A 25329-nucleotide genomic window follows, 5' to 3' on the forward strand; every position below is an offset into this window, starting at 1 on the left:
TCAATATTCAATATTGAACAGAGATAAGTCGTGATAGATGTAAATAGTCATAAATCTATAAATACAGTTAAAATTCAAAGAATAAATTTGAGCCAAAAGGCCCAAATTTATTCAGAAACTTTGAGTGCTCCACCGGCTCCTAATCCACCTTTAACGCTTTGAGCTTTGTAATTTCTAACGGCTTCGATTAGGTTGTTCATTGAATCGGTAAATGCGGCTACTATGACTTTGCCTTCAGGAGTTTTGGAGTATGCTCCAAGTGTGCCACCCGCAGAGCCGCCAAATAGTCCGCCAAGTCCTGCAAAGTCCATATTACTCGCACTTCCTTCAGCTGCAGCTAATTGCACACCTGAGCGATTTTCTATAAGTGTTAGCACAGTTGCGGCCTCACTTGTTTTAAAACCGCCACCTATGGCACCGGCAACATTTCCAAATAATGCACCAACAATAGAGCCAATACCGCCAGTATCTCGAGCATTAAATATAATAGAAGGCGTTAATGTGTAGTCGGCTGCTACCATTTGACCTTTTTTGAAATTTGACTTAGCTCTAAGTTCGCCGGACTTCATTAAGGCGCGCTCTTCCATCATTTGGTTGAATGCTTTGCCGCGTTCAACGACAACAAAGCAATTTGATTGTTGTGCAAGAAGCCTTATGACAGGTATTGTAGAAGGAAGCCTATAGTCTCTGCTTAAAATACTATACCAATCCGAATCTCTATCCTCATAAATTACAACCGTTCCAAGTGATTTATCACATCTTTGAAGTTTTGCATTTGCGTTTTGAGCATTCTCGCCACCTGCAGAGCCTGTAGCGGCGGTTTTTGCACTGCTTGAACCCATATTCATAGACGATAAACAGCCCGTAAGTATTAAAGGCAATGATAATATAGCAACTTTTGCTAACTTGTTTGTGAAATGTTTAAGCATTATTTACTCCTTGATGTTTTTGAGATTTTAATATACCTATTCTAAAATTTTACTTTAACTTAACGATTTTTACTGTAGAATTTTTATAAATTATATAAGGAGATGGTCATGAAAAAAATTGCTTTATTGATTTTTGGTGTAATTTGTTTTATGAATTTATATGCTTATGATAATTCAAGAGAAACTTTGATAATCATTCCAAAAAATAAATCAAATTTAGATACAATTTTAATCATCCAAGACCCCTTTGAAAAAAAATCCAGATCAGACTATAGAAACGAGATAATGAAGCAGTATATGAGAGAAAACGGTATAAGACAAGAAAGTGGTCATCATTATAAGGATAACTACAACTATGACTACGATAGAAGATATTATGACAATAAGCACTATAATTACGACCAAGAATATAACTATAAATACGATTATAATAGAAAGCGAGAGCCTGAGATTGAAATTGGCATTCGTCTAAGATAAATTTACTATATTTATTAAAGTAGCAGTGATGATTTTTAAATGAAAATCGGTGATTCTTGCTTCTATATCAAATTTATAAAATTTTAATACTGCTAGTTTTTGTAACTATTAAATTTTAATGATTGTAATTCTTTCTTAATAGTTGTCGAATAAAACCCAAAGGTAGTTTTGCTAAATTTGTTTAAACAGAAATAGAGTAAATTTTACTACTTGTTTTTATTTTTGGCTAAAATTTCAGTTAAAATTTTATATGAATTTTGGCATATTTTATGATAATAACTCTTAAGATTCTTCTTATAAATAATGTAATAGAATTTTCAGTAATATTTTATATAAGGCTTTTTATGAATGCTATCGAAGTAAAGAACGTCACGCATTTTTACGGCAAAAAGCTGATTTACGAAAATTTGAGTTTTAACGTAAAGCAGGGCAGCGTATTTGGGATTTTGGGTAGAAACGGCGTGGGTAAGAGCACGCTTATAAATATCCTAATGGGCTACATCCGTCCAAAAAGCGGCGAGTGCAGGGTGCTTGGCAAAAATAGCTTCAGCCTTGACAGCGAAGCCAAGCGCGATATCGCCTTGCTATTTGAGGGATTTACGAGCTTTGATCATCTAAGTATCGCGCAGTATGAGGAGTTTTTATCCGCTTTTTATCCGCGCTGGGACAGCAAAATTTATAACGATTTGGCAAAGCTTTTAAAACTTAGCAAGGATCAAAAGCTAAATTCCATGTCCTTTGGGCAAAAGTCCCAAGTTATCCTTGCTTCGCTGTTTGCACAAGATGCCAAAGTGCTTATATTTGATGATTATTCTATGGGGCTTGATGCGGGATATAGGCGGCTTTTTGGCGATTATCTCAAGGACTATCTTGACGGCAAGGATAAGACAGTGATCGTCACAAGTCACGTAATGAGCGATCTTGAAAATTTGATTGATGAGTTTTTGATTGTCGAGCGAGGAGGGCGAATTTTTCAAAGCAAGATGAGTGAATTTATGCAGGATTTTAAGGTTTATAAACTACTGAAAGAATTTGATGCAAGCGGAAAAAATTTTAAAAATATAGATGAATTTAAACATCATAAAATGGCTTACGGATTTGTAGATATCGACGGTTTTGAGGCGCAAAATGCAAGTTTTGAGGATAAATTTTTAGGCTTTGTAGGCAGATACGAGTAGGGAGGATGAAGTGAGGTCGATATTTTTAAAAGAAATTACAAGACTCGGGCTGTTTTTTGGATTTTTGATTTTGGTTTTAGCTCTGTTTTTTGCTTGGTTTAGCTTTGATCTTAGCTACAAATTCGGAGCCATTCATCCAGAATCAGTCATCTGGTACGGCTATGTGTTTTTTGATAACGAGCCCGAATTTGTAACTTTTGCGGCTATTGCGGCAAGCTTTGTCTGTGTGGCTTTGGCGCAGTTTTTACCGCAACGAAACCGTATAAAATGCCTGCTTCATCTGCCTGTGTCAAGCTTTCAAATTTTGATTTGGCACTATATTTTTGCCGCCTTGTTTTTTGTGGTTATTTGGGCTGTTTTTGGCGCTTGGCTTGTGTTTTTGGCAAGCAAATTTTATCCTATCGTCATCACAAAAGAGATTTTTATAAATTGGTGTTATTTTTGCTTAAGTTCGGCAGTTTTTTATATATTTACAAGTTCGGCGTTAATTGATAAAAAAAGCCTTAGAGCGGCTATCTCAAGCGTTATTTTTGTCATAATCTGCTTTGCGGTTGCGTTTTATTTTAAGAGTTTTATCCTTATTTTTATTTTACTTTTGCTGTCCGTTTTGCTCGGGTTTAACGCTCTCATATCTCACAAGGAAACCTCGATAAATTTAGCCTTTTTGTCGTTGATTTACGCAGGAATTTTAGCCATAGCGGGATTTGGCGGATATAAATTTTACGAGCAGAAATTCGCAAACAAATCCGAAAGGTATTATATATTTTACTCGCCGAGCCTGAAAGAATTTGTATTTCAAGAGAATTTGGGTGGGCATTATTTCGCCTATAGAAGCGCTAGCGGAAAGGTTTTTAAAAACGAAACGGAGTATAAAAACGAGCTTGCCTTTAACTACTATATGGACTTAAAACAGCAAGGCAAAATGCCGATTAAAATCGGCGATGAGGTATTTAGCGAGGCTGATATAAGGCAGGCTAGAATGTCGATGACTTACGCACCAAAGGACGCGGTGCCGATTGAAATTCCGCTCTATCCGCTCTTTAATCCCGATCCTAAAATTTCAGCCATACCTTTTAGCGATGATATGATTTATTTTGATAAGGATAAATTTCGCATTTTTCATCATGACGGTGACGAGGAGAGCGAATTTAGCCAAATTTTAAATAAAGATGCTAAAAATTTGGGCGTAAAATTTCCGATTCAGGCTGTTTTTGGAAGATTTACTAACCTAAAGCCTTTTGATGCGGGAGTGTTTTTTAAGGATAACTCGGGCGAGTTTTTTAATATCAAAATTTATGATAACAATGTAAGTTTTGAAGCGGTTAAGAGCCTTAAAAATTTTGAGTATCTGCATATAAACGAGAGTAAAAATAGCGAATTTATGGGGCTTGCATTTAATGAAGGCAAGATTTATCTGTTTAGCAAAGAATATGAGCTAAAAGAGCTTGAAACGACCAAATTTGACCCTTCTGCAATGCGTCTTAGAGTAAGCTTTGATCCGAAATTTTTGCAAGTGAGATTTGATGACGGCAAGGACTACCGTGCGTTTGTTTTTGATAAGGATAACTTTAAGAAAATTGATGAAATTCATCTTAAAGCGCCTTAAATTTGAGCCGTTTTAAAAATGCTTAGTAATTGTAAAATTTGGCTAAAATAAAGCCACGAAACTTTTATCCAAGGAGAGAGTTATGAAGAAATTTGGTCTTGCAGTTTGCTTTGTCGCGCTATCTTTTGGCGCTTTAAACGCTCACCCGCTCATCCCTGAGACCGATAGGAGCGTGCAGGTCTATAAAAGAGACGCGCTAGTTCCTTGGAACCGTGAAAATGCAGGCGGAGGCATGGGGCCTTTGCTTGGGGATTTTGCGTATAACCGCCATCAGACAGGTGATCAAGACGCTTTTAGAGAGATAGGATGGTTAACCTTGCCAAAGGGCGCTTCCATAGGGCTTCATAAACATATCGATAACGAGGATGTCTATATCATCATTTCGGGCAAAGGGGTGTTTACGGACTCTCACGGCAAGCAGACCGAAGTGAGTGCAGGTGACGTAACTATCGCTCGTCCCGGACAAAGCCATGCTTTAGCAAATACGGGCGAAGAGCCGCTTGTGTTTATAAATGTGGTCGCAAAAACGCAAATTCTGGATAAAAAATAAAATTTTTAGAGCAAGTTTTTAAATTTGGCTTGCTCTTATCTGCTTTTTCTTGCTTTGATCTTCTGGCGGTTATTAAGTAAATTTTTGATAAAATCGGCAAAAATCACTTAAAGGGTAAGCCGTGAATAAATTTGCCAAACGCATAATCCCATGCCTTGACGTTAAAGACGGTCGTGTCGTAAAGGGCGTAAATTTCATAGGTCTTATAGATGCCGGAGATCCTGTGGAGATAGCCAAAAGATACAACGAAGAGGGTGCCGATGAACTAACGTTTCTTGACATCACGGCGACTTACTTGGGGCGAGACACCATCGTGGACGTGGTAGAAAAAGTGGCTCGCGAGCTTTTTATCCCGCTAACGGTAGGCGGAGGTATCAAGACTCTTGATGATATTTCACGGCTTTTAAACGTGGGGTGCGATAAGATAAGTCTAAACTCGGCAGCCATCCATAATCCGAATTTGATAGACGAAGCTGCGAAGAAATTCGGCTCTCAGTGCGTCGTAGTAGCCATTGACGCGAAGAGTTTCGATGAAGATTATCACGTCTTTATAAACGGCGGCAGGATAGATACGGGCAAGGACGCTCTTGCTTGGGCGAAAGAGGCTAAAGATCGTGGCGCAGGTGAAATTTTACTAACCACGATGGATAAAGACGGCACTAAAAGCGGTTATGATTTGCGTATTACTAAGCTTTTTAGCGAGCTTGGCATACCTGTAATAGCAAGTGGCGGAGCGGGCAATATGCAGCATTTTAAAGAGGCGTTTTTGTCAGGTGCCGATGCTTGTTTAGCCGCTTCGATTTTTCACTTTAGGGAAGTAGAAATAAAAAAACTTAAAGAGTATCTGCGTGAAAACGGGATTGAAGTTAGGTTGTGATGGCTAAAATTGATTTTTGTGGATTTGATTTTATGAATTTGAATTTTTCAAGCTTTAGTCTTGAGGGACTTAAAAAATGATAATTTCTGCCGGTCAAAATGAAATTTTTGATTTTGCTTTGCCGATGGGAGTAGGACTTGTCGATATGAGCATAAATTTGACGAAATTTTTATGTGAAAATCAGCGGAATTTGCCTGATGAGATTTTATTTGTAGGTTCGGCAGGCATTTATAAAGATGGAGAAATCTTTGGAATTTATGAGAGTGCGGCTGGTGCAAACATCGAAATTTCAAGCTTGGAAGATAAAAGCTATACTCCATGTAAGAAAGAAATTTCATCAATACAAATTTGTGACAAAAATTTAAACACCAAAGTTTCACATGAAACTATCAGAGTAAATTCTTCAAACTTTATCACAACTGATGAAAATTTGGCATATAGACTCGCTGAGCTTGGCTATGCTTTGGAAAATATGGAATTTTTTGCAGTTTTAAAAGTTGCGACAAAATTTAAAATTCCCGTCAGAGGTATCTTTGTGGCGACAAATTTTTGCAATCAAAATGCACACGAGGATTTTGTAAAAAATCACCAAAAGGCCAAAGAGATACTTATAAATTCACTTAAAGAGAGAAATTTGATATGAAAAATCTGCTTGACTATACACTTGATGAGCTTGAGAGTGAATTTAGCCCCAAATTTCGTGCCAAACAAATTTATGAGTGGATTTATAAGAAAAATGCAAATTCGTTTGATGAGATGTTAAATTTGCCTAAAGCTATGCGAGAGCAGCTTAGAGGAGAGTTTTATTTCGATCCACTTAAATGTGTAAAAGCCGAACAGAGCAGTGACGGTTCTATAAAATATCTTTTTGAACTAAAAGACGGATACCGAATCGAAAGTGTTCTTTTGCCCATGAAAGAGGAGCAAAGCGATGAAGACGGCAAGCTAACACGGCATGCTCGCTATACTATATGTGTTAGTTCGCAGGTTGGCTGTAGAATGGGATGTTCGTTTTGTCTGACCGCTAAAGGCGGACTAACGCGCAATCTAACGCCCGGAGAGATCGTAGGTCAAATTTTGTGGATAAAAAAAGCTAACAATATACCTTATGAGAGGCGAATAAATATCGTTTATATGGGCATGGGCGAACCTCTTGATAATCTTACTAACGTTAGTAAAGCGATAAAAATTCTTATGGAAAATGACGGACTTGCTATAGGTTCAAGACGTCAGACCGTTTCAACCAGTGGGCTTGGCTCACAGATAAAAAAGCTTGGAGAGATGGATTTGGGTGTGTTGTTAGCTATATCGCTGCATGCCGTTACCGACGAGCTTAGAACGAAACTAATGCCTATAAATAAGGCTTACAATATCGAATCAGTTATGCAGGCTGTTAGAGAATTTCCTATCGATATGCGCAAACGGGTTATGTTTGAGTATCTTGTTATTAAGGATATGAATGACAGTATTAAGGATGCTAAAAAGCTTGTCAAACTACTTCACGGCATCAAAGCAAAGGTAAATTTGATATATTTTAATCCCCACGAAGGAAGTTTGTATAAACGACCAGAGCTTGAGGATATGCTTAAATTTCAAGAGTATCTTAGGGATCATGGCGTAACTTGTACTATTCGCCAAAGCAAAGGGCTTGATATTTCTGCTGCTTGCGGACAACTCAAAGAGAGGAATGAGAGCATATGACGGCTCTTGATATAGCTCAGATTATTTTTATCTCTATCGTTGTTTTTTTAGGACTTTCTCTTATGGTAAAAGTTATGTTTTTTGAGGATGGGGATCAGAAATAATACTAACTTTTAATTTTGTTAGTTAAATTTCACTAACAAAATTTAGCTTTTTACTAAGCTCGGTGAGCAAATTTTTCTTTTGCAAGCCTATAAAATTCTCTTTTTGCATCAAATTTTGTATTTATATCATAAATTTGATCTTCTAACTCAAATGAAATTCTATCCGCATGAAGTAAAAGCCTGGAAGCGCCTGTTAAATTTATGCGCTCGATCTCACTTATATCTTTATCTAAAATTTTGATTATCTGCTCTTTTTGTAATCCGTAAAGCGGTTCACCTAAAATTTTTCGTTCTACGTGAAACAAATGCAAGCGAATTTGGTGTTGCCTTCCCGTAAGCGGAATGGCTCTAATAAAAGTCGCGTCAATATCTTCAAAGTATTCTAGCGGTGAAATTTCGGTGATCGCCTCTTTACCATTATCGCAAATTTGCATTCTCATCTTTACGTCGTCGTAATCGTTTGCTAGATCCATCTTGGCATTTATGGTTAAATTTGTAGAAATTTTGCCTGCAACCATCGCGACATAACTTTTTGCAACTTTTCTATTCTCAAAGAGCTTTTTTAATTGAATTTGCGAAATTTTATCTCGCGCTACTACGATTAACCCGCTCGTCTCGAAATCCAAGCGATGTGCCACACTTGCCTCACGCCCGTATAAGTGCCAAATTTCATCATTGAGCGAGTATTCGCAGTTTCTGCCGTTTGGGTGGCTTAAAACTCCGCTTGGTTTGTCAAAAACCGCAAATTTATCGCACTCAAATATCGGCTTTAGTCCGCGCGGGTTAGTTTCGTAGTCAATCAGGCAAATTTCACCGCTTAAAATAGCGTTTTTTTCATTCACTACTATTTCGTTACAAATTAACCTTCCTTTATCGATAAGCCGTTGAGCCTCTCTCATAGAAAAGCCCGAATTTGTCAAAATTTCATAGGCTTTTTGCTTGTTGGCGCGTGCGATAAATCTATTAACGTATGGCAAATTTAACTCTTTAATTTAAATTTTACTAAATAACCAAATATGAAATTTAAGTTCAAATTTAGCCGTTTATAACCTGTCTTTCAGAGCAGTTTTTGTATAATTTTTTTCTTAAAAAATTATACAAAAATATTCATAAAAGGCTAATTATGGTAGAACGATACTCTCGCAAAGAGATGGCTGATAAGTGGAGTATGCAGGCTAAGTATGACGCTTGGCTAAAGGTCGAGATAGCAGCGGTCAAGGCTTGGAACAAGCTTGGGTTCATAAGCGATGAGGATTGTGAAAAGATAGCTAAAAACGCAAAATTTGACATCGCTAGAATAGACGAGATAGAAAAGACCACCAAGCATGACGTTATAGCATTTTTAACTAGTGTTAGCGAGAGTTTAGGAGATGAGAGTCGTTTTGTGCATTACGGCATGACAAGTAGTGATTGTATCGATACGGCTGTTGCTTTGCAGGTAAGAGATAGCCTAGAGCTTATCATAAAAGATGTTGAGAATTTGATGAGTGCCATCAAAAAACGTGCTTATGAGCATAAACATACATTGATGGTCGGCAGAAGCCACGGAATTCACGGCGAGCCGATCACATTCGGGCTTGTGCTTGCGATCTGGTATGACGAGATAAAAAGAGGTCTTGAACTTATAAAAAATGCAAAAGAGGTCATAAGCTACGGTAAAATTTCAGGCGCAATGGGAAATTTCGCTCACGCTCCGCTTGAGCTTGAAGAATTTACTTGCGCCGAGCTTGGATTAAGCTGCGCGCCCGCAAGCAATCAAGTTATCCAACGCGACCGCTATGCTCACGTTGTAAACGCCATCGCAATCCTTGCTTCAAGCTGCGAAAAGATAGCCGTAGCCGTTCGCCACTATCAGCGCACGGAAGTTTATGAGTGCGAGGAGTATTTTAGTGCTGGACAAAAGGGCTCAAGCGCCATGCCGCACAAGCGAAATCCGGTTCTAAGCGAAAATATCACCGGTCTTTGCCGAGTTCTTAGAGGCTACATTATGCCTATGCTTGAAAACGTAGCGCTTTGGCACGAGCGTGATATCAGCCACAGCTCTGTTGAGAGATTTGTACTGCCTGACGCATTTATAACGGCTGATTTTATGCTGGTTCGCCTTACAAATTTGATAGAAAATTTAGTCGCTTATCCTGAAAATATGATGAAAAATTTAAATCTAACGGGTGGGCTTGTCTTTTCTCAACGCGTGCTTTTAGAGCTTCCAAAGCGCGGAATTTCACGCGAAGATGCGTATAAGATCGTGCAAAGAAACGCGATGAAAGTTTGGGCTGATCTGCAGCAAAACAAGCCTGCGATAAATGAAAAAGGTGAGAGCTTGTATCTGCAGAATTTGCTAAATGACGAGGATTTAAACAAAGCGCTTAGCGAGGATGAGATAAAGGCTTGTTTTGAGTATAGCTACTATACGAAAAATGTTGATAAAATTTTTGCAAGAGTGTTTAAATAATAATTTTGGCGGCTCAAACTGGACTTAATGTCTGGTTTGAGCTTTTTTATTTTAATTAAACTTCTTGCGGATGGATAACTTAAATTTAATAACAAACAGAACAAAAAGATAAGGAAGTAAGTGAAAGTCATAAAACGTAACGGAAGAGCTGAAGAGCTTGATATAAGTAAGATCAAAAAATACACAGGTGCCGCGGTTGAGGGGCTAGAAAACGTAAATTTAAGCGAGCTTGAGGTCGATGCTAAGATTCAGTTTCGTGACATGATAACGACTGAAGAGATCCAGCAAACACTCATCAAGACTGCCGTGGATAAGATAGATATAGACCGTCCTAACTGGACTTTTGTCGCGGCGCGTCTGTTTTTATACGATCTTTATCATAAGGTTACGGGTTATAACGGCTACAATCATCTGCGCGAATACTTTGAAAAGGGCGAGAAGGCAGGGCGCATTATCCCCGGACTTAAAGAAAAATACGATTTGGATGATCTAAACGCTTACATTAGACCTGAGCGCGACTTGCAGTTTGCCTATCTTGGCATAAAGACGCTTTATGATCGCTATTTGATCAAAGATAGCAAGGGTATGCCTATCGAGCTTCCGCAGCAGATGTTTATGGCTATCGCGATGTTTTTGGCGCAAAACGAGCTTGATTCTCAGGGTTGGGCTAAGAAATTTTACGACCTTATCAGCAAATTTGAAGTTATGCTTGCAACTCCTACTCTTTCAAACGCCCGCACAACTCGCCACCAGCTAAGCAGCTGCTATATCGGAAGCACACCTGATAATATCGAAGGGATTTTTGATAGCTACAAAGAGATGGCGCTTTTAAGCAAATTTGGAGGCGGTATCGGTTGGGATTGGTGCAAGGTACGCGCTATGGGCGGCAGTATTGACGGACATAAAAACGCAGCAGGCGGAATTATACCTTTTCTAAAAGTAACCAACGACATAGCCGTAGCGGTCGATCAGCTTGGCACGAGAAAGGGCGCTATAGCCGTATATGTCGAGCCTTGGCATATGGATGTCGGGGATTTCTTAGACCTTCGCAAAAATTCTGGGGAAGAAAGACGCAGGGCGCATGAGCTATTCCCGTCGCTGTGGATAAATGATCTCTTTATGAAGCGACTTAAGGCAAATGATCGCTGGACGCTATTTGACCCTGCGCAAGTTAGCGATCTGTGCGACTTGTATGGCGAAGAATTTGAAAAGCGTTATGTGGAATATGAAAACGACGAGAGTATCCAGAAAAACACTATTTTAGCCAAAGAGCTTTGGAAGAAAATTCTAACCAGCTACTTTGAGACGGGCATGCCGTTTTTGTGCTTTAAGGATAATGCAAACAGAGCCAATCCAAACGACCACGACGGGCTTATCAGAAGCTCAAATTTATGCACCGAAATTTTCCAAAATACCGAGCCGAATTATTACAAGATCAAAATAACTTTTGATAATGGCGAAGAGATGGTGTTTGATGAGGAAGATGACGTTACTATCGATAGTGGCATAACGAAAAAGGCTAAGAAGCTAAGCGCGCTTGATAGCATAGACAAAAAGCAAATTTTCATCGTTGAGAAAGAAAACGTAGAGGGAAAAACGGCGGTTTGCAACCTGGCAAGCATAAATTTAAGCAAGATAAATTCCAAAGAGGATATCAAGCGAGTAGTGCCGATCGCCGTTAGGATGCTTGATAACGTAATCGATCTAAATTTCTATCCGCACAAAAAAGTAAAACATACGAATTTATCCTCTCGCTCGATTGGACTTGGTGTGATGGGCGAAGCGCAAATGCTCGCGCTTAAAGGCATCAAATGGGGTAGCTACGACCACCTAGCCTTGATAGACAGCATAATGGAAAATATCAGCTACCAAGCTATCTACTCAAGTTCAAATTTAGCCGTTGAAAAGGGTAAATACCCGACCTTTGAAGGCTCAAAATGGAGCAAAGGAATTTTCCCGATAGATGTAGCAAACGAAAACGCAAAAGCTCTCGTAAATCGCGGAGGGCTGTTTGATGAGGATATTTGCGATTGGGATTGGTTGAGGCAGAAGGTTAAAACCGACGGCATGAGAAACGGCTACTTAATGGCTATCGCGCCGACTAGCTCGATATCTATCCTTGTGGGCACCACACAGACGATTGAGCCTGTGTACAAACGCAAGTGGTTTGAGCAAAATTTAAGCGGTATGATACCGACTGTCGTGCCTGATCTAAGCCCTGATACGTGGCAGTTTTACACGCCTGCATATGAGCTTGATCAAAGAGTCTTGGTAAAAGCCGGCGCTATCCGCCAAAAGTGGATAGATCAAGGACAAAGCCTAAATATATTCATGAGCCTTGATAAGGCAAGTGGCGGCTATCTGAACGAAATTTACACGCTTGCTTGGGAGCTTGGACTTAAATCAACCTACTATCTAAGAAGCGAAAGCCCTGATAGCAACAAAGTAAATAATGTAGCCGATCGCTCTATCGAGTGCGAGGGGTGTCAGTAATGAGCCATACTACTATAAAAAAAGAAGAAGTATTTCAGAAGATAGCAGATGCTTCATTGTTTGGCAATTTAAATCTGTTTATTGGAGCTGGGTTTTCAAAAGCTATCTTTGAGAGTGAGATTGGCGGACCGCTAACTTGGATTGAATTATTGCAAAAAACTTGTGATGCATTAGGTGTTAAATTTGACGAAAAAGATAAACAGTACACATCTTGTCCTGAAATTGCATCAAAAATATGCCAAAAGATATGCGGTAGTCAAAAGTCGTTGGAAGAAGCAACAATGGAGTTAAAAGAAAAAATATGCGAATTAACATCTTGGTATCCAAGTGAACAGCAAAGAGATAGATATTCTAATATTCTAAAAAAGCTAAATCCACAATCTATAGTTACAACAAATTATGATTTAATACTAGAAGGGCTATTGCCAAATAATTCACGTTCTTTGGGTCCAAATGATGCTTTGGTGTCTTCAAGGCATCAAGTGCCAATTTTGCACTTACATGGAGTTAGGACAAACCCTAACTCAATAATTATAACCCAAGAAGACTATATTAAACTTTTTAGACCAAATGAGTATAGACTTCATAAATTATCGTTATTATTTAAAGAAACAACAACATTAATCATAGGGTATAGCTTGGGAGATCCTAATGTTTTAACAGCACTTGATTGGTCAAAAAATATATATCAAAATGATAATATTGATGAAACATACTATCCAAATAGTGTAATACAAATAATATACAAAAAAGATAATCCAAATACAAATCCAGAAATAAAAGAAAACGGCATTATTATCTTAGAAAGTAGCTCTATTTTAGATACTTTAAATGAATTGAGTGAATTTATAGAAAAAAATAATAAAACTATTGAGAATAAAAACAAAAAACTAATTAAGTTTAAAAATGTATTAATTAACGCTAATGATAAATTATTGGAAAAATTTATCACAAAGAAAGAAAAAAGAAATTTATATATAGGCAAAGTGCAAAAAAATAGCGAATATTTAATTGAGGAATTTTTAATATTTTTAACAAAAGTATTTGATAAATGCTGGGAAAAAGCTAGGCCAAATGGCGCATTTTATGCGTACAAAGAAATGCTATTAATAGTACTTGATATATTCATAAACATACCTTTTAATAAAATGTCGCCAGCGCTATTTGAAAGCATTGCTTATCAATTTGGTAGAGCATCTTCTTATATAGGAAATAGTTTAGGGCAAAGCTATGCCGCATATGGTGCTTGGAATGATTATAAAAATAATATACCAGAACAAACGAAAAAAGAATTAAAGTTATATTTTAAACATAGCGTATATTCATCTTCGGCAATACATTTATTGGAATAAATTGGATGCCAACAGCCTATATAATATCAAATAAAATTTAGTTGTAATTTATTTTCATGCGTATGTACAAATTCTTGATAATTTTACCAGCTTAAATTAATTATTGTGCTATGATGATTAAGCCTACCCATAAACCCTCTTTAGGTTTACCAAATTTACACTCAAATTTAAAAGCATAAAATCAGCCATCACGAGTCTTGCCATCGCGGTTGCAACGACGCTTCCACGGATACCGATACACGGATCGTGTCTGCCGCGAAGCTCGCAGATCGCATTTTCGCCGTGGATATTTTGTGTTTGTTGAGCAAGAAATATCGAAGGAGTCGGCTTAAAATGCGTAGTTATTAAAATTTCAGCCCCCGTGCTCATGCCTCCAAGTATTCCGCCTGCGTGATTTGAGAGAAAGCCCGCTTCATTCATGCAGTCGTTATTCTCGCTTCCTAGCATTGCGCTTGCTTCTACACCTTCGCCGATTTCTACTGCTTTTACTCCGTTTATGCTCATCATCGCAGCAGCAAGTCTTGCGTCAAGCTTGTCGTATAACCCTTCGCCAAGCCCGGCAGGAGCGTTTAAAATTCTCGTTATGACGCTAGCCCCCACGCTGTCGTGAGCTTGTTTAGCTTTTAAAATCTCATCCATCATCAAATTTTCTTTATCAAGTGCGAAAATTTCAGAATTCCCCGCTGCGTCAAAGTCAAATTTTTGCGCTTTTACGGTTCCTACTCCGCTTACGCCGCTCTCTACTTTCACACCAAATTCATTTAATAAAATTTGAGCAAACGCTCCGCCCGCCACTCGCACGGCAGTTTCTCTTGCAGAGCTTCGTCCGCCGCCTCTGTGGTCGCGAATTGCGTATTTTTTAAAGTATGTATAATCAGCATGTCCAGGGCGAAAAATTTCACGCAAATTCTCATAATCTTTTGATTTTTGATTTTCGTTGTAGATGACAAATCCAATCGGCGTACCCGTGCTAACGCCTTCAAAAATCCCGCTTAAAATTTCTATCTTATCCCCTTCGCGCCTTGCGGTGGCGAATTTTGACTGCCCCGGCTTTCGCTTATCAAGCTCGCTTTGTAAGAACTCCTCATCTATCTTAACTCCCGCAGGAAATCCGTCAAGCACGCCGCCGATTGCCGCTCCGTGACTCTCGCCGAAGGTTGTTAAGGTAAGCTTTCGTCCGAATGAATTCATGATTTGTCCTTGATCTTTTCTATCGCCGTTTTGGCGGCTAGCTGCTGGGCTTCTTTTTTGCTTTTGCCGATAGCTCGAGAAATTTCAACATCTTTTAGCAAAAGCGCGATCTCAAATTCCTTCTTGTGATCGGGTCCAAATGAGCGCACAAGCTTGTATTCGGGTGTTACGCCAAGCTTGGCTTGAGTGATTTCTTGCAAAGTCGTTTTATAATCCTTGGTCAAATTTTTAAGATCGATATCAGGATAGCATATCTCAAAGAGCCTTATGGCTACGCTATTAACCTCCTCAAAGCCGCTTTCTATGTAAATAGCCCCCATAACCGCCTCAAAAGCGTCCGATAGTATCGAAATTTTCTCGCGCCCACCGTTGTTTTCTTCGGCTGCGGATATAAATATATGCTCGCCCAAATTTAGATAACTCGCCAAATTCGCAAAGCTTTTTTCATTGACAAGTGCGGCGCGAAGCTTGCTCATATCGCCTTCGTCGGTGTTTTTAAATTTGCGAAATAAGTAATCAGCGATCACCAGATCCATCACCGCATCGCCTAAAAATTCAAGCCGTTCGTTGTTTTTGCCTTTTTTGCAGCTTTTGTGCGTAAGCGCGTTTTTTAGGTTATTTATCTCTTTAAATTTGTATCCCAGCTTTTCTTCGAGTGTTTTTAAATTTTGCATTTTTATAGGTTGCCTTCATCTTTTATCTTGGTTGCCGCCTGCCTTGCCAGCGTGTCGCAACGCTCATTTTGCGGATGTCCGTTGTGAGCCTTAACCCATGTGGCGCGGATGTCGTGAGGTTTTGAAATTTCTAAAAACTCCTGCCACATCGGGACGTTTTTTACATTTTTAAATGCCTTTTTTACCCAGCCCTCAAGCCACTCGTTTATCGCGTTTGCCACGTATGAGCTATCGGTGTAAAGCTTAACGACGCAAGGCTCTTTTAGAGCTTTTAGCCCTTCGATAACAGCCCTAAGCTCCATTTGATTGTTAGTTGTCATGGCTTCGGCTCCGCTTCCTTCTTTTGTGTGTTTGCCGTATTCTAGGATATATGCCCAACCGCCTGCGCCCGGGTTATTAAGGCACGAGCCGTCGCTAAAAAGGCATACTGTTTTCATTGGATTTTTCCGTGATATGAGGCAAAATTTGAGCGCTTCCTAGCTCGTGACAGATCGGACAGCGGTAAAAATGAAGCGGAAAGGAGTTTTTGCAATTTTTACAGATGTAATTAAAGCTAAGATCGGCTTTGTTAAAGCCTGCTTTTTTTAAATTCGTCATCACTTCAAGCTCAAATCCAAGCTCTTTTGCCGGCTCATCGCTTAAATTTTTAGCGTAAAATAGCGATTTATACTCTTCATCGCTTAAATTTACCGCCCGCTCTTGTCTGTAGATGATATCAAAAACGTCTTTTAATGGCGGAAAATCAGGGAAATTTATGATATCCACTCCTTTTTGCAGCCAGTTTTCAAGAGCCATGCGATTGGCAAGAGTAAATTTGTCTTTAAGCTTTAAAATTTTATCGGTTTTTTCTTCTAGACTCATCTGCTTATCTATCAAAATTTTCATGATATCGATATAGGCTTTTTGGGATTTGACGTCAAGTCCAAGCTCTTCAAGCGCATCAAGAGCGTTTAGCGCTTCGTCATACTCTTTTAATTTTTCATAAACGACTGTTAGAAATTTAAGCGCGGTTTGGTTGCGCGGAGATAGCTTTAACGCTTCTAAAAATATATCTCTAGCCTTTTGCAAAAAACCCGCTTTGAAAAAGACCTGCCCCAAATCCGTAAAAATAGGCTCTTTTTCGCTTTTGCTCTTTGCTTTGCTAAGTGCGATCGAGTAGATATTTATCGCCTTTTCGAAGTAACCGCTCTTTGCAAACGTGTTTGCTAGAAAACAAAGAGAGGCGCTATCTACGTCAAATTTGACAAGCATATCTTTATGCTCGCTGCTAAGCCCTTCGGTTTTGTCAAATTTCTTTAAAAATTTCTCCAGCTCCTGCTTTTCGTCTTTGTTTCTAAAAACACCCCAAATGTAGCTTAAAACGGCTATCATAAGGACAAGCGAAACAAACACGACAAGCCCGAAAATCGGATCTCTAAACTCTATAAAAAATATATCCAATGTAAATTCCAACGCTAAATTTTTAAGCTTATTATAGCAAAAATGTCGTTTGGTTTTATTCCCGCTTGTCTTTGGTGCCCGGTTTAGCTTCATAAATTTTAGCAAAGATTGCTCGCATGGCTTTTAGGTAGCGGTTCAGTGTGAAATCAAACAAGTGATTGTATAATCTCGCTTATGATAGATCCAAAATCCATTGAAAAACTCAAAGAACAAGCCGATATAATCGACATCGTAGGGCACTATATCCCGCTTAAGAAATCAGGCTCAAACTACGTCTGCGTATGTCCGTTTCACGACGATAAAAACCCGAGCATGAGCGTGAGCCCAAGCCGCGGGATATTTCACTGCTTTTCGTGCAAGGCGGGCGGAGATGTCATAAAATTCGTGATGGATTACGAGAAGCTTACATATCCAGAAGCGATAGAAAAGATCGCGATGCTTTCAAATTTCACGCTTAATTACGTAAAAAACGAGCGTGAAAATGTGAAAGAAAATAAACACGTCCTTGAAAAAACAAACGCCTACTATCGCAGTTTGCTTTATAAGACTCCTGCGGCGATAGAGTATCTGTACTCGCGGGGTGTTACGGATGCGCTTTGTGAGAAATTTGAGCTTGGGTTTGCGCCTGATAGCATTCAGACGATAAGACTGCTTGAAAACGAGCAAATTTTGCCAAACGAAGCGCTTGAAGCAGGCATCGTCAAGCAAAACGAAAGCGGAATTTACGCAAGTTTTATCCAGCGTATCACCTTTCCGATCTACACGCACACGGGCAAGCTTGTTGGCTTTGGCGGACGCACACTTTCGGGACATCAGGCCAAATACGTAAATTCGCCTCAGAGTGAAATTTTTGATAAATCAACGCTTTTTTACGGCTACCACTTGGCAAAACGCGACATTCACACCAAAAATCAAATCATCATCACCGAAGGCTATCTTGACGTGATTATGCTTCATCATGCTGGATTTACGAACGCAGTTGCAGTGCTTGGAACGGCTCTTACGCAAAAGCACTTGCCGCTTTTAAAACGAGGCGAGCTAAGCGTGGTGCTTTGCTTTGACGGTGATAGTGCGGGCATAAACGCGGCTGTTAAATCCGCTCACCTGCTTGCGCAAAACGAGATAGACGGAAGTGTCGTTATCCTTGAGGGCGGAGCCGATCCTGCCGATATGGTCGTAGCGGGCAAGATAAAAGAGCTTGGCGATATGTTTGAAAGCGGAGTTGAGATCGGGGAGTTTTATATAAGAAATTTAGTGGCTAAATTTGACCTAACCCGCCCGATACAAAAGCAAAAGGCTCTTGAAGAGGTGCGTGAATTTACGATGAGTTTAAAGCCGATAATCGCAAATTCTTATGCGCCGCTTGTGGCAAATTTGCTTAAGATAGATATGAATTCCTTTGCGCTTACGAACGGACGCGTGCGGGTTAATGCACCCGCGCAGCAAGCTATACAAGCTATGCCTAGCAAAATTTATCAAAAGGACAAGCTTGAGCTTGAGCTTTTAAAGACGCTTGCGGAGGCAAACGGGTTAAGTGATATGATTTTGGATCTGGTGAAAAAAGAGTATTTTACTCATCACGGCGAAATTTTTGAGGCTATTTTACGCAAAGCGCCTGAGGATGAGGTCATCTTGCGTGAAATTTCGCTTGAAGATGTAGATATCATGCAAAGCGAGGGGCAAATTTTAGAAGCGGTAAAGATACTCAAGATAAGATTTTATGAAAATATGCGAAGAGAGTATTTGTCCTCAAATCGCAGTGACAAGATAGAAATTTTAAAAAAGATAGGGATGATTTTGGAGAAACTCAAACGATGAAGGCATTGGTGTTATTTAGCGGTGGGCTTGATAGTATGCTTGCTATCAGGCTTTTAAAGGAGCAAGGCGTAGATGTGCTTGCTATTCATATTGATATAGGATTTGGTGCGGGCGAGAGTAAATTTGAAGTGCTTAAAAAGCGAGCGGCGATGGCGGGAGCGGAGTTAAAGATAGTTGATATCAGAAGCGAATATCTGCAAAATGTGCTTTTTAACCCGAAATTTGGCTATGGCAAGCATTTTAACCCCTGTATCGATTGTCACGCGTATATGTTTAAGACGGCTCTTAGTATGATGGAGGATGAGGGTGCGAGCTTTATCGCCACTGGCGAGGTTCTTGGGCAGCGCCCGATGAGCCAAAGGCGCGATGCTATGGTGCATGTAAAGACTTTGGCTAGAGATGAAGACGATCTTATCTTGCGTCCGATGTCGGCACTTCTTATGAAACCTACAAAGCCCGAGCGCGAGGGCTGGGTGGATAGAGAGCGTCTGCTTGGACTTAGCGGAAGAGATAGAAAACCTCAGATAGCGCTTGCTAAGAAATTCGGTTTTGTGGATTTTGAAAGCCCTGCGGGTGGGTGCTTGCTCACGGTTGAAGGCTTTGCAAACAAGATAAAAGACTTTTTAAAATTTGATAAAGATATGAGCTTAAAAGATATGCAGCTTCTTAGAGTCGGGCGGCATTTGCGGCTTAAAAACGGCTCAAAGATGGTTATCGGGCGTGATGAAAGCGATAATGAAAAACTGCTCGCACTTGAAAATCCCAAATTTGTGCAGATAAAATTTGACGATAGTGTCGTGGGCGCTGTTAGTCTTATAAATTTAGATGCCGATGAAGAGGATCTTAAATTTGCCGTGCGTTTAGCTCTTGCCTATACGAGAGCTGATAAAGAGCGCGAGTATAGCGCTAAAATCGGCGAAAGAATCATCATCGCAAAGCCATTTGAGGATAAAAGCCCCGCTCAGGAGTGGTTTATAACGTAAAGGAGAATTTATATGGTGCCAAGTCACAAAGAGATGATGCTACCGATACTTTGATTTCTTAGCTCTAAAAGCGAAGCGGATAGAAAAGAAATTTATGAATTCGTGTCGAAATATTTTAAACTTAGCGATGATGAAAAGGAGCTTAAAATACCAAGCGGTAAAGTGCTTTTATACGTAAGCAGGGCTAGTTGGGCATTAAGTTATCTTGCCTCTATACAAGAGGTTATGAATTTGCCAAAAAATAAAAGACCTGCTCAAAAAATAGGGCGAGGCACTTTTAAGATAACAGAATTTGGTGTAAAAATTTGCTCCGATAAGAACTCTGAGGCTAAATTTAGCTCTTGGTATGACGAGGTTTATAACAAAACCAGAAGTAGCAAACATAACAAGCCGTTATCTGCAAATGAACAAAATTCAAAAGATATAACTCCGATAGAAGCTATAAATAGTGCCGATATCGCGCTAAAAGAGCTTCTAAAGACTCAAATTTTAGATGAGATAAACGCTAAAAGTCCCAAATTCTTTGAAGACTTGGTAAAAAATCTTTTGGTTAAGATGGGTTACGGCGAAGGCACACTCACAAAAGATGGAGCCGATGGCGGTATAGATGGGATAATAAACGAAGATGAGCTTGGAATTTCTAAAATTTATATTCAGGCTAAGCGCCGGCAAGGAAGCATCACCCGTCCCGAGCTTAATAAATTTGCAGGAGCTATTTTAGATAAGCAGACGAAAAAGGGCGTTTTCATCACTACTTCAAAATTTACTAAAGATGCCGAGCATTATGCGAAAAACTTGCAGGATCACTCTATAGCTCTCATTGACGGCGAGCGACTTGCGGAATTGATGATAAAGTATAAGGTGGGCGTTGAGGTCAGACAAAATATCGAAATTTGTGAAGTCGATAAGGATTTCTTTGACGAGTTTGTTTGATTTAAGAGGCGAAGCGCCCCTTAAATTTATCTAGCATAAACCTTAGATAGTATCGATTTGCTGATTTTCTTGCTCTCGCCATCCTCGGTTAAAACGATCTCTTTGATACTCACGCTTTTGTCGGTGTTGATAAAAAAGCTGAATTTGTATTCGCGAGCTTTGATCTCTTTAGGAAGTGCACCTAGCCATAGCGGTTTAACTTCGCGTTTAGTAAGAAGCGTGATATGAGAGAAGTTATGAGCAAAGCCCGCTAGCGCAAATGATGAGCCTTGTTTTATATCATGTCCCTCGGCGAGCGTTTTTGCAATCGATTCGTTATCGCAAGTTGCGGGAAATATATTTTCTTTTTCATATTTGCAAAATTTATCTGCGATCTCAATGATCTTTTCTTTGTTTAGTTTTGCGCCCGGCTTTATGCGCTCAAATTCGCTCGTAATTCTTTCTATGGCTTTATCTAACTGCTCTTGATTTTCGTCTTGTTCTTTTTTAAGTGCGGCTTGATATTTGCCGTTTATATCTTCAAATTCCGTCTTTAATACGCTTGGTTTTACTGTGCAAACAGCGCTTACTATCTTTTGATCCTTGTTGCTCTCATCAAGCCACTTTACGCTCTCACACTCTTTAAATCCATCGATCGCAGTGCCTATGCTCATTGATTTGTCTTGCTCGAAAGTATATTTTTTAACCGTGTCGATATTATTATCGCTACATCCGTAAAACGCGGCTAAGATCGCAAGCGGTAAAAATTTCTTCATTCTTTTCCTTTTGGTATGAAATTATTTTTGAATTTTATTAAACAAAAGTAAATTTTAGCTCTTTACATTTATCTTTTTACCAAGCGTATAAAATTCCCCGCCCGCTACGTAGTGAAGGCTTCTTAACTCCTCCTCGCACTCGTCAAATTTCCATCTACCTTCTTCAAATACTCTAGTATCGGCCCACGCACCCACAACTTCGCCCATAAATAGGTCAAATTCGCTCTGGTTAGCTTTGTTTGTTAGCGCCTTACATACTAACCAAGCGAGGCAACCATCAACTAACGGCACATTAAAGCCGTCTTGATAAAAGAGCCTTACATTTTGCATTTTAGCGGCATTTTGATGTCTTGAGATTAAGCCCAGCTTCATAACTAAATTTGCTTGTTTCGCGCACGGAATACTAACGGCAAAATAACCGCTTCTTTCTATGAGCAAGCGCGTAAATGCCAAAGAATCAATAACTACGCTTATCTTGTCGTAATCAAGCGCGCAAACCCAAGACGCGCTCATCGCGTTTTCTATGCCTTCAAATTTCGCGCTTATCAGGCAAGTTGGGCCTGTATTTACCAGTCTATAGGCTTTTGAGAGTTCTACTGCTTTTATCATTTTTGCTCCTATTTTGCGCTAACACAGCTTGTTAGTTAGCGTTAGTTTGCCAAATTTAAAATTTCTTCTATCGTCTTTTTAGTGTAAATTTTATCCATTCTCCATGCTACGGCATTTTGCGCGGCGACATCAATAATCTCTTCTAGCGTGCTTTTATCTATGTTTAGTTGTTTAAGGCTTGTCGGCGTGCCTATCTTATCAAACCACGATTTAAGCGCTTGTATGCCTTCGTCTGCCGAATTTACGCCAAAAATTTCTCGCCCAAACCTCTCAAACTGGGCTAAATTTTTATCTTTATACCATTTCATCCATGCAGGCATCACCACGCTAAGCCCCGCACCGTGCGCACAGTCCGTTACTGCGCTCATAGCGTGCTCTATCATGTGATTTGGAAAGCTTATGTCCTTCGTACCTGCTCTGGTTATATGGTTTAAAGCCATTGTCGCAGCCCATGCAAACTCGCCTCTTGCGTCGTAATCGTCGGGATTTTGAAGTAAAATTTCGGTTGTTTTTATTATTGTTTTGATGTTGGCTTCAACTTGCAAATTTATGATTTCAGGATGAATGCTTGCCGTGAAATACCCCTCGATAGAATGCGCGATCACATCGCTTGCTGAGTAGGCTAGATACTCGCTTGTTACGGTTGATTGAAGTTTTGGATTTATCACGGAAACTTTAGGGAATAGAGCCTCGCCGCTTATAGCGTACTTTTCTTTTGTTTCTTCTTTTGTTATGATGGCTCCGTTATTCATCTCGCTTGCTGTTGCGGCTAGAGTTATGATATCAAAAATTTTAAGAGCGGTCTTTGGAGTTTTACCTGTGAAAAAATCCCACACATCGCCTTCATAACAAGCTCCCGCGGCGATAGCCTTGGCGCTGTCAAGTACCGAGCCGCCTCCAACCGCAAGCACACTATCTGCGCCAAATTCTCGTGCGATTTTGATTGCTTCGTTTACCTTGCTTAGTACGGGATTGCTCTTAACTCCGCCAAGAGCGGTAAATTCTATTCCCTCTTGCTTTAGGCTTTTTGCCACTAGGTCAAATAACCCGGTCTGCTTGATTCGTTCACTTCCATAGAGCAAAAGCGTCTTTTTAGCGCCGAATTTTTTCATATAAGTTCCGATATGCTGCTCTTTGCCTTCGCCGAATTCTATCCTAACAGGGTTATAAAAGCTAAAATGATACATTTTTACTCCTTTTGGGTATTAAGTAGGTTGATTATAACAAATTTGAAATTTACCGCATTAATGTTTTTATTTAAATAGTGGCAAAATTCACGATCCGTGGCTTTACTATTCGCTTATAGTCTTTCGTGTTTAAGATGATGGAGCGATCAAGTAAGCCCGCATTAAAGGCTATCTCGTCAAACCTTTCAAACAGCCTGCTATCAACGATCAGCTCAAGTCTTTCATGAAAGCTAAAGGGCGGAACCGAGCCGATAACGCAATCTGTAAGTTCGCTAACTTCCGCAGGACTTGCCAAAGAGGTTTTAGTGCCGTCAAATTCGCAAGTAATAGCCTCTAAATTTGCTTTATAATCCGCAGGAAGAACTGCTAAAACATAATGTTTTGTGTTTTTAAGAGAACTACTTGGACGTGTTTGTTCCGTTGTAGAGCTTTCTTTGATTGCGGTTGAAATTTGCGGACTGACTCCTTTTATCACGCACACAAGAGCCTTTGCTCCCTGTCCTATGAGCGTACCGCGTGCTTTAGCTGAGGCCTCTGAGGTAGCTGCAGGCTCGTGATTTACGACTCTAAAATCAGCTTTGTTTTCGTTTAAAAGAGTGATGATTTTATTCAAAATTTGCTCTGACATAAATTTCCTTTTTAAATCTTAAACTTACGCTAAATTTTAAATTTGAGTTTAGAAATTTTAGCTTAATTTGGTTATGATTTTAAGAAAACTAGAGCGGATAAAGCTTAAAACGAGGATTGTATGCAGATAGATATCAATAACGTTCAGATCGAAGCGGGCTGGAAGGAGGCTCTTAAGGAGGAGTTTTTAAGCCCGTATTTCGCTCAGATAAAACAAAATTTGATAAATGCTTTGAGATTAGGTAGGGTCTATCCGCCAAATTCGCTTATATTTAACGCTTTTAATCTAACGCCTTTTGATAAGGTTAAAGTCGTAATTCTCGGGCAAGATCCATATCATGGTGCAGGTCAGGCTATGGGGCTTAGTTTTAGCGTGCCAAACGGAGTGCGAGTGCCGCCGAGTCTGGTTAATATCTATAAAGAAATTTACGATGATCTTGGGATTAGCGAGCCAAATTCCGGTGATCTTACTTACTGGGCGAAGCAGGGGGTGTTGCTTCTTAATGCGACTTTGACGGTTGGGGCAGGGCAAGCAAATTCGCATGCAAATTTTGGCTGGCAGGAATTTACCGATGCTGCTATAAGAGTCGTTAGCGATAAAAAAGAAAATGTGGTATTTATGCTTTGGGGAAATCCCGCAAAGGCTAAAATGCCGCTTATAGATGCTAACAAACACCTTGTGCTAACGGCCGCTCATCCAAGTCCGTTAGCACGTGGCGCGTTCTTTGGTTCGCGTCATTTTTCAAAGTGTAACGACTATCTTGTTAGTAAAGGCATGAGCGCGATTGATTGGGATTTGAATAATTATAAGTATTAAAAAGGGTTTTTATGGCTAAGCAAAATAAAATTAAAGCGGCGATAGTTTATGATTTTGACGGGACTTTAGCTCAAGGCAATATACAAGAAAACTCATTTTTGCCCAGTATCGGCACAAGCAAAGATAGCTTTTGGAAAGAGGTAAAGCAGATAGCCAAAGCAAACGAGATGGATGAAATTTTAGCTTATATGTATCTTATGATCTCAAAAGCGTCGCTAAATAAAGCCAAATATGACAAAAACAGCATAAGGGCGCACGGAGAAAGCGTTGTGTTGTTTAGCGGGGTTGAAGAGTATTTTGGCAAGATCAACGAGTATGCAAAAAGCAAAAATATCGAGCTTGAGCACTACATCATATCTTCAGGCACCAAAGAGATGATAGAGGGCACTTCTATAGCTAAAAATTTCAAATACATCTACGCTTCATCGTATTTTTACGATCAGCACGATATACCTATCTGGCCTGCGATGGCTATAAACTACACGACAAAGACGCAGTTTTTATTTAGATTTTAAAATAAAAGTCAAGTCCGATTTTGATAATAGATTGTGATTAGTTGATTGTAGCTATTGATAA

Annotated in this window: 25 protein-coding genes and 1 pseudogene; 16 read left to right on the forward strand and 10 right to left on the reverse strand. The window is 39.6% G+C overall.

The window, feature by feature from the left end:
• Positions 1-107: 107 nt before the first annotated feature.
• Positions 108-929 carry a CsgG/HfaB family protein gene (locus ACHJH3_RS10350; protein ID WP_407064729.1) on the reverse strand — a complete coding sequence of 274 codons (822 nt, stop codon included), beginning with the start codon at positions 927-929 and terminating at the stop codon, positions 108-110.
• Between the two features lie 108 nt (positions 930-1037).
• Between ACHJH3_RS10350 and ACHJH3_RS10355 the strand changes: the two genes are divergently transcribed.
• The 7 genes from ACHJH3_RS10355 to rlmN all read left to right on the forward strand — a co-directional run bounded on the left by ACHJH3_RS10355 (position 1038) and on the right by rlmN (position 7318).
• Positions 1038-1406 carry a hypothetical protein gene (locus tag ACHJH3_RS10355; protein ID WP_407064730.1) on the forward strand — a complete coding sequence of 123 codons (369 nt, stop codon included), beginning with the start codon at positions 1038-1040 and terminating at the stop codon, positions 1404-1406.
• Between the two features lie 344 nt (positions 1407-1750).
• The gene (locus ACHJH3_RS10360) at positions 1751-2584 is read left to right on the forward strand and encodes an ABC transporter ATP-binding protein (RefSeq protein ID WP_407064731.1); all 834 of its coding nucleotides are present in this window, start codon (positions 1751-1753) and stop codon (positions 2582-2584) included.
• 10 nt (positions 2585-2594) lie between these two features.
• Positions 2595-4190, forward strand: a complete 1596-nt coding sequence (locus ACHJH3_RS10365) for a DUF4857 domain-containing protein (protein ID WP_407064732.1) — start codon at positions 2595-2597, stop codon at positions 4188-4190.
• 82 nt (positions 4191-4272) lie between these two features.
• Positions 4273-4740, forward strand: coding sequence for a cupin domain-containing protein (locus tag ACHJH3_RS10370; RefSeq protein WP_407064733.1), 468 nt, complete (start codon positions 4273-4275; stop codon positions 4738-4740).
• A 121-nt stretch (positions 4741-4861) separates the two neighbouring features.
• Complete coding sequence (hisF, locus tag ACHJH3_RS10375) at positions 4862-5617, forward strand: imidazole glycerol phosphate synthase subunit HisF (protein WP_407064734.1); 756 nt, start codon at positions 4862-4864, stop codon at positions 5615-5617.
• Positions 5618-5693: 76 nt separating this feature from the next.
• The gene (locus ACHJH3_RS10380; protein ID WP_407064735.1) at positions 5694-6260 is read left to right on the forward strand and encodes a phosphorylase family protein; all 567 of its coding nucleotides are present in this window, start codon (positions 5694-5696) and stop codon (positions 6258-6260) included.
• Entirely contained in the window at positions 6257-7318 is a 1062-nt protein-coding gene (gene rlmN, locus ACHJH3_RS10385; protein WP_407064736.1) for a 23S rRNA (adenine(2503)-C(2))-methyltransferase RlmN, read from the forward strand. Before ACHJH3_RS10380 ends, rlmN begins: the two co-directional genes overlap by 4 nt.
• 157 nt (positions 7319-7475) lie before the next feature.
• Here the strand turns inward: rlmN and ACHJH3_RS10390 are convergent, their stop codons facing one another.
• Positions 7476-8399, reverse strand: coding sequence for a pseudouridine synthase family protein (locus ACHJH3_RS10390; RefSeq protein ID WP_407064737.1), 924 nt, complete (start codon positions 8397-8399; stop codon positions 7476-7478).
• 146 nt (positions 8400-8545) lie between these two features.
• Between ACHJH3_RS10390 and purB the strand changes: the two genes are divergently transcribed.
• From purB to ACHJH3_RS10405, 3 genes are all read left to right on the forward strand, one after another.
• Positions 8546-9874: an adenylosuccinate lyase gene (gene purB / locus ACHJH3_RS10395; protein ID WP_407064738.1), complete on the forward strand. Its 1329-nt coding sequence runs from the start codon at positions 8546-8548 to the stop codon at positions 9872-9874.
• A 120-nt stretch (positions 9875-9994) separates the two neighbouring features.
• On the forward strand, positions 9995-12367 hold the full coding sequence (locus ACHJH3_RS10400; protein WP_407064739.1) for a ribonucleoside-diphosphate reductase subunit alpha: 2373 nt from the start codon (positions 9995-9997) through the stop codon (positions 12365-12367).
• Positions 12367-13719, forward strand: a complete 1353-nt coding sequence (locus ACHJH3_RS10405; RefSeq protein ID WP_407064740.1) for an SIR2 family NAD-dependent protein deacylase — start codon at positions 12367-12369, stop codon at positions 13717-13719. The genes ACHJH3_RS10400 and ACHJH3_RS10405 overlap by 1 nt, the downstream gene beginning before the upstream one ends.
• A 123-nt stretch (positions 13720-13842) precedes the next feature.
• Here the strand turns inward: ACHJH3_RS10405 and aroC are convergent, their stop codons facing one another.
• From aroC to ACHJH3_RS10425, 4 genes are read right to left on the reverse strand one after another with little or no spacing between them, the layout of a single operon-like run.
• The gene (gene aroC, locus ACHJH3_RS10410; protein ID WP_407064741.1) at positions 13843-14910 is read right to left on the reverse strand and encodes a chorismate synthase; all 1068 of its coding nucleotides are present in this window, start codon (positions 14908-14910) and stop codon (positions 13843-13845) included.
• Complete coding sequence (gene rnc, locus ACHJH3_RS10415; protein ID WP_407064742.1) at positions 14907-15584, reverse strand: ribonuclease III; 678 nt, start codon at positions 15582-15584, stop codon at positions 14907-14909. The genes aroC and rnc overlap by 4 nt, the downstream gene beginning before the upstream one ends.
• Before the next feature lie 2 nt (positions 15585-15586).
• Positions 15587-16021 carry a ribonuclease HI gene (rnhA, locus tag ACHJH3_RS10420; protein WP_407064743.1) on the reverse strand — a complete coding sequence of 145 codons (435 nt, stop codon included), beginning with the start codon at positions 16019-16021 and terminating at the stop codon, positions 15587-15589.
• Positions 15999-17024 carry a hypothetical protein gene (locus ACHJH3_RS10425; protein WP_407064744.1) on the reverse strand — a complete coding sequence of 342 codons (1026 nt, stop codon included), beginning with the start codon at positions 17022-17024 and terminating at the stop codon, positions 15999-16001. The genes rnhA and ACHJH3_RS10425 overlap by 23 nt, the downstream gene beginning before the upstream one ends.
• A gap of 174 nt (positions 17025-17198) precedes the next feature.
• Here ACHJH3_RS10425 and dnaG point away from each other — a divergent pair, with 174 nt between their 5' ends.
• The 4 genes and pseudogenes from dnaG (at position 17199) to ACHJH3_RS10445 (ending at position 20758) form a co-directional block, all read left to right on the forward strand.
• Positions 17199-18842: a DNA primase gene (gene dnaG / locus ACHJH3_RS10430; protein ID WP_407064745.1), complete on the forward strand. Its 1644-nt coding sequence runs from the start codon at positions 17199-17201 to the stop codon at positions 18840-18842.
• Positions 18839-19825, forward strand: coding sequence for an argininosuccinate synthase domain-containing protein (locus ACHJH3_RS10435; RefSeq protein WP_407064746.1), 987 nt, complete (start codon positions 18839-18841; stop codon positions 19823-19825). Before dnaG ends, ACHJH3_RS10435 begins: the two co-directional genes overlap by 4 nt.
• Before the next feature lie 69 nt (positions 19826-19894).
• A pseudogene (locus ACHJH3_RS10440) lies at positions 19895-20119 on the forward strand (winged helix-turn-helix domain-containing protein); the annotation flags it as partial.
• Between the two features lie 9 nt (positions 20120-20128).
• Positions 20129-20758 carry a restriction endonuclease gene (locus ACHJH3_RS10445; RefSeq protein WP_407064754.1) on the forward strand — a complete coding sequence of 210 codons (630 nt, stop codon included), beginning with the start codon at positions 20129-20131 and terminating at the stop codon, positions 20756-20758.
• 26 nt (positions 20759-20784) lie between these two features.
• On the opposite strand, the gene ACHJH3_RS10450 is transcribed toward ACHJH3_RS10445, so the two are convergent.
• From ACHJH3_RS10450 to ACHJH3_RS10465, 4 genes are all read right to left on the reverse strand, one after another.
• On the reverse strand, positions 20785-21513 hold the full coding sequence (locus ACHJH3_RS10450) for a hypothetical protein (RefSeq protein ID WP_407064747.1): 729 nt from the start codon (positions 21511-21513) through the stop codon (positions 20785-20787).
• A gap of 54 nt (positions 21514-21567) precedes the next feature.
• Positions 21568-22122, reverse strand: coding sequence for a flavin reductase family protein (locus ACHJH3_RS10455; RefSeq protein WP_407064748.1), 555 nt, complete (start codon positions 22120-22122; stop codon positions 21568-21570).
• Positions 22123-22163: 41 nt separating this feature from the next.
• Positions 22164-23309, reverse strand: coding sequence for an iron-containing alcohol dehydrogenase (locus ACHJH3_RS10460; protein ID WP_407064749.1), 1146 nt, complete (start codon positions 23307-23309; stop codon positions 22164-22166).
• 70 nt (positions 23310-23379) lie between these two features.
• A complete protein-coding gene (locus tag ACHJH3_RS10465; protein WP_173031810.1) occupies positions 23380-23937 on the reverse strand; it encodes a YbaK/EbsC family protein in 558 nt (185 codons plus the stop codon).
• Positions 23938-24057: 120 nt separating this feature from the next.
• Here ACHJH3_RS10465 and ung point away from each other — a divergent pair, with 120 nt between their 5' ends.
• Positions 24058-24753: a uracil-DNA glycosylase gene (ung, locus tag ACHJH3_RS10470; RefSeq protein WP_407064750.1), complete on the forward strand. Its 696-nt coding sequence runs from the start codon at positions 24058-24060 to the stop codon at positions 24751-24753.
• An 11-nt stretch (positions 24754-24764) separates the two neighbouring features.
• The gene (locus ACHJH3_RS10475; RefSeq protein WP_407064751.1) at positions 24765-25268 is read left to right on the forward strand and encodes an HAD family hydrolase; all 504 of its coding nucleotides are present in this window, start codon (positions 24765-24767) and stop codon (positions 25266-25268) included.
• Positions 25269-25329: the final 61 nt, after the last annotated feature.

This window comes from Campylobacter canis (genome assembly GCF_045504005.1).
In the GTDB taxonomy this organism is placed as follows: domain Bacteria; phylum Campylobacterota; class Campylobacteria; order Campylobacterales; family Campylobacteraceae; genus Campylobacter_A; species Campylobacter_A canis.

Excerpts from the sequence above, each read along its gene's own strand:
- ACHJH3_RS10350 (WP_407064729.1), bottom strand. The coding sequence starts at position 929 with ATGCTTAAACATTTCACAAACAAGTTAGCAAAAGTTGCTATATTATCA.
- ACHJH3_RS10355 (WP_407064730.1), top strand. The coding sequence starts at position 1,038 with ATGAAAAAAATTGCTTTATTGATTTTTGGTGTAATTTGTTTTATGAAT.
- ACHJH3_RS10360 (WP_407064731.1), top strand. The coding sequence starts at position 1,751 with ATGAATGCTATCGAAGTAAAGAACGTCACGCATTTTTACGGCAAAAAG.
- ACHJH3_RS10370 (WP_407064733.1), top strand. The coding sequence starts at position 4,273 with ATGAAGAAATTTGGTCTTGCAGTTTGCTTTGTCGCGCTATCTTTTGGC.
- ACHJH3_RS10380 (WP_407064735.1), top strand. The coding sequence starts at position 5,694 with ATGATAATTTCTGCCGGTCAAAATGAAATTTTTGATTTTGCTTTGCCG.
- rlmN (WP_407064736.1), top strand. The coding sequence starts at position 6,257 with ATGAAAAATCTGCTTGACTATACACTTGATGAGCTTGAGAGTGAATTT.
- purB (WP_407064738.1), top strand. The coding sequence starts at position 8,546 with ATGGTAGAACGATACTCTCGCAAAGAGATGGCTGATAAGTGGAGTATG.
- ACHJH3_RS10405 (WP_407064740.1), top strand. The coding sequence starts at position 12,367 with ATGAGCCATACTACTATAAAAAAAGAAGAAGTATTTCAGAAGATAGCA.
- aroC (WP_407064741.1), bottom strand. The coding sequence starts at position 14,910 with ATGAATTCATTCGGACGAAAGCTTACCTTAACAACCTTCGGCGAGAGT.
- rnc (WP_407064742.1), bottom strand. The coding sequence starts at position 15,584 with ATGCAAAATTTAAAAACACTCGAAGAAAAGCTGGGATACAAATTTAAA.
- rnhA (WP_407064743.1), bottom strand. The coding sequence starts at position 16,021 with ATGAAAACAGTATGCCTTTTTAGCGACGGCTCGTGCCTTAATAACCCG.
- dnaG (WP_407064745.1), top strand. The coding sequence starts at position 17,199 with ATGATAGATCCAAAATCCATTGAAAAACTCAAAGAACAAGCCGATATA.
- ACHJH3_RS10435 (WP_407064746.1), top strand. The coding sequence starts at position 18,839 with ATGAAGGCATTGGTGTTATTTAGCGGTGGGCTTGATAGTATGCTTGCT.
- ACHJH3_RS10450 (WP_407064747.1), bottom strand. The coding sequence starts at position 21,513 with ATGAAGAAATTTTTACCGCTTGCGATCTTAGCCGCGTTTTACGGATGT.
- ACHJH3_RS10455 (WP_407064748.1), bottom strand. The coding sequence starts at position 22,122 with ATGATAAAAGCAGTAGAACTCTCAAAAGCCTATAGACTGGTAAATACA.
- ACHJH3_RS10460 (WP_407064749.1), bottom strand. The coding sequence starts at position 23,309 with ATGTATCATTTTAGCTTTTATAACCCTGTTAGGATAGAATTCGGCGAA.
- ACHJH3_RS10465 (WP_173031810.1), bottom strand. The coding sequence starts at position 23,937 with ATGTCAGAGCAAATTTTGAATAAAATCATCACTCTTTTAAACGAAAAC.
- ung (WP_407064750.1), top strand. The coding sequence starts at position 24,058 with ATGCAGATAGATATCAATAACGTTCAGATCGAAGCGGGCTGGAAGGAG.
- ACHJH3_RS10475 (WP_407064751.1), top strand. The coding sequence starts at position 24,765 with ATGGCTAAGCAAAATAAAATTAAAGCGGCGATAGTTTATGATTTTGAC.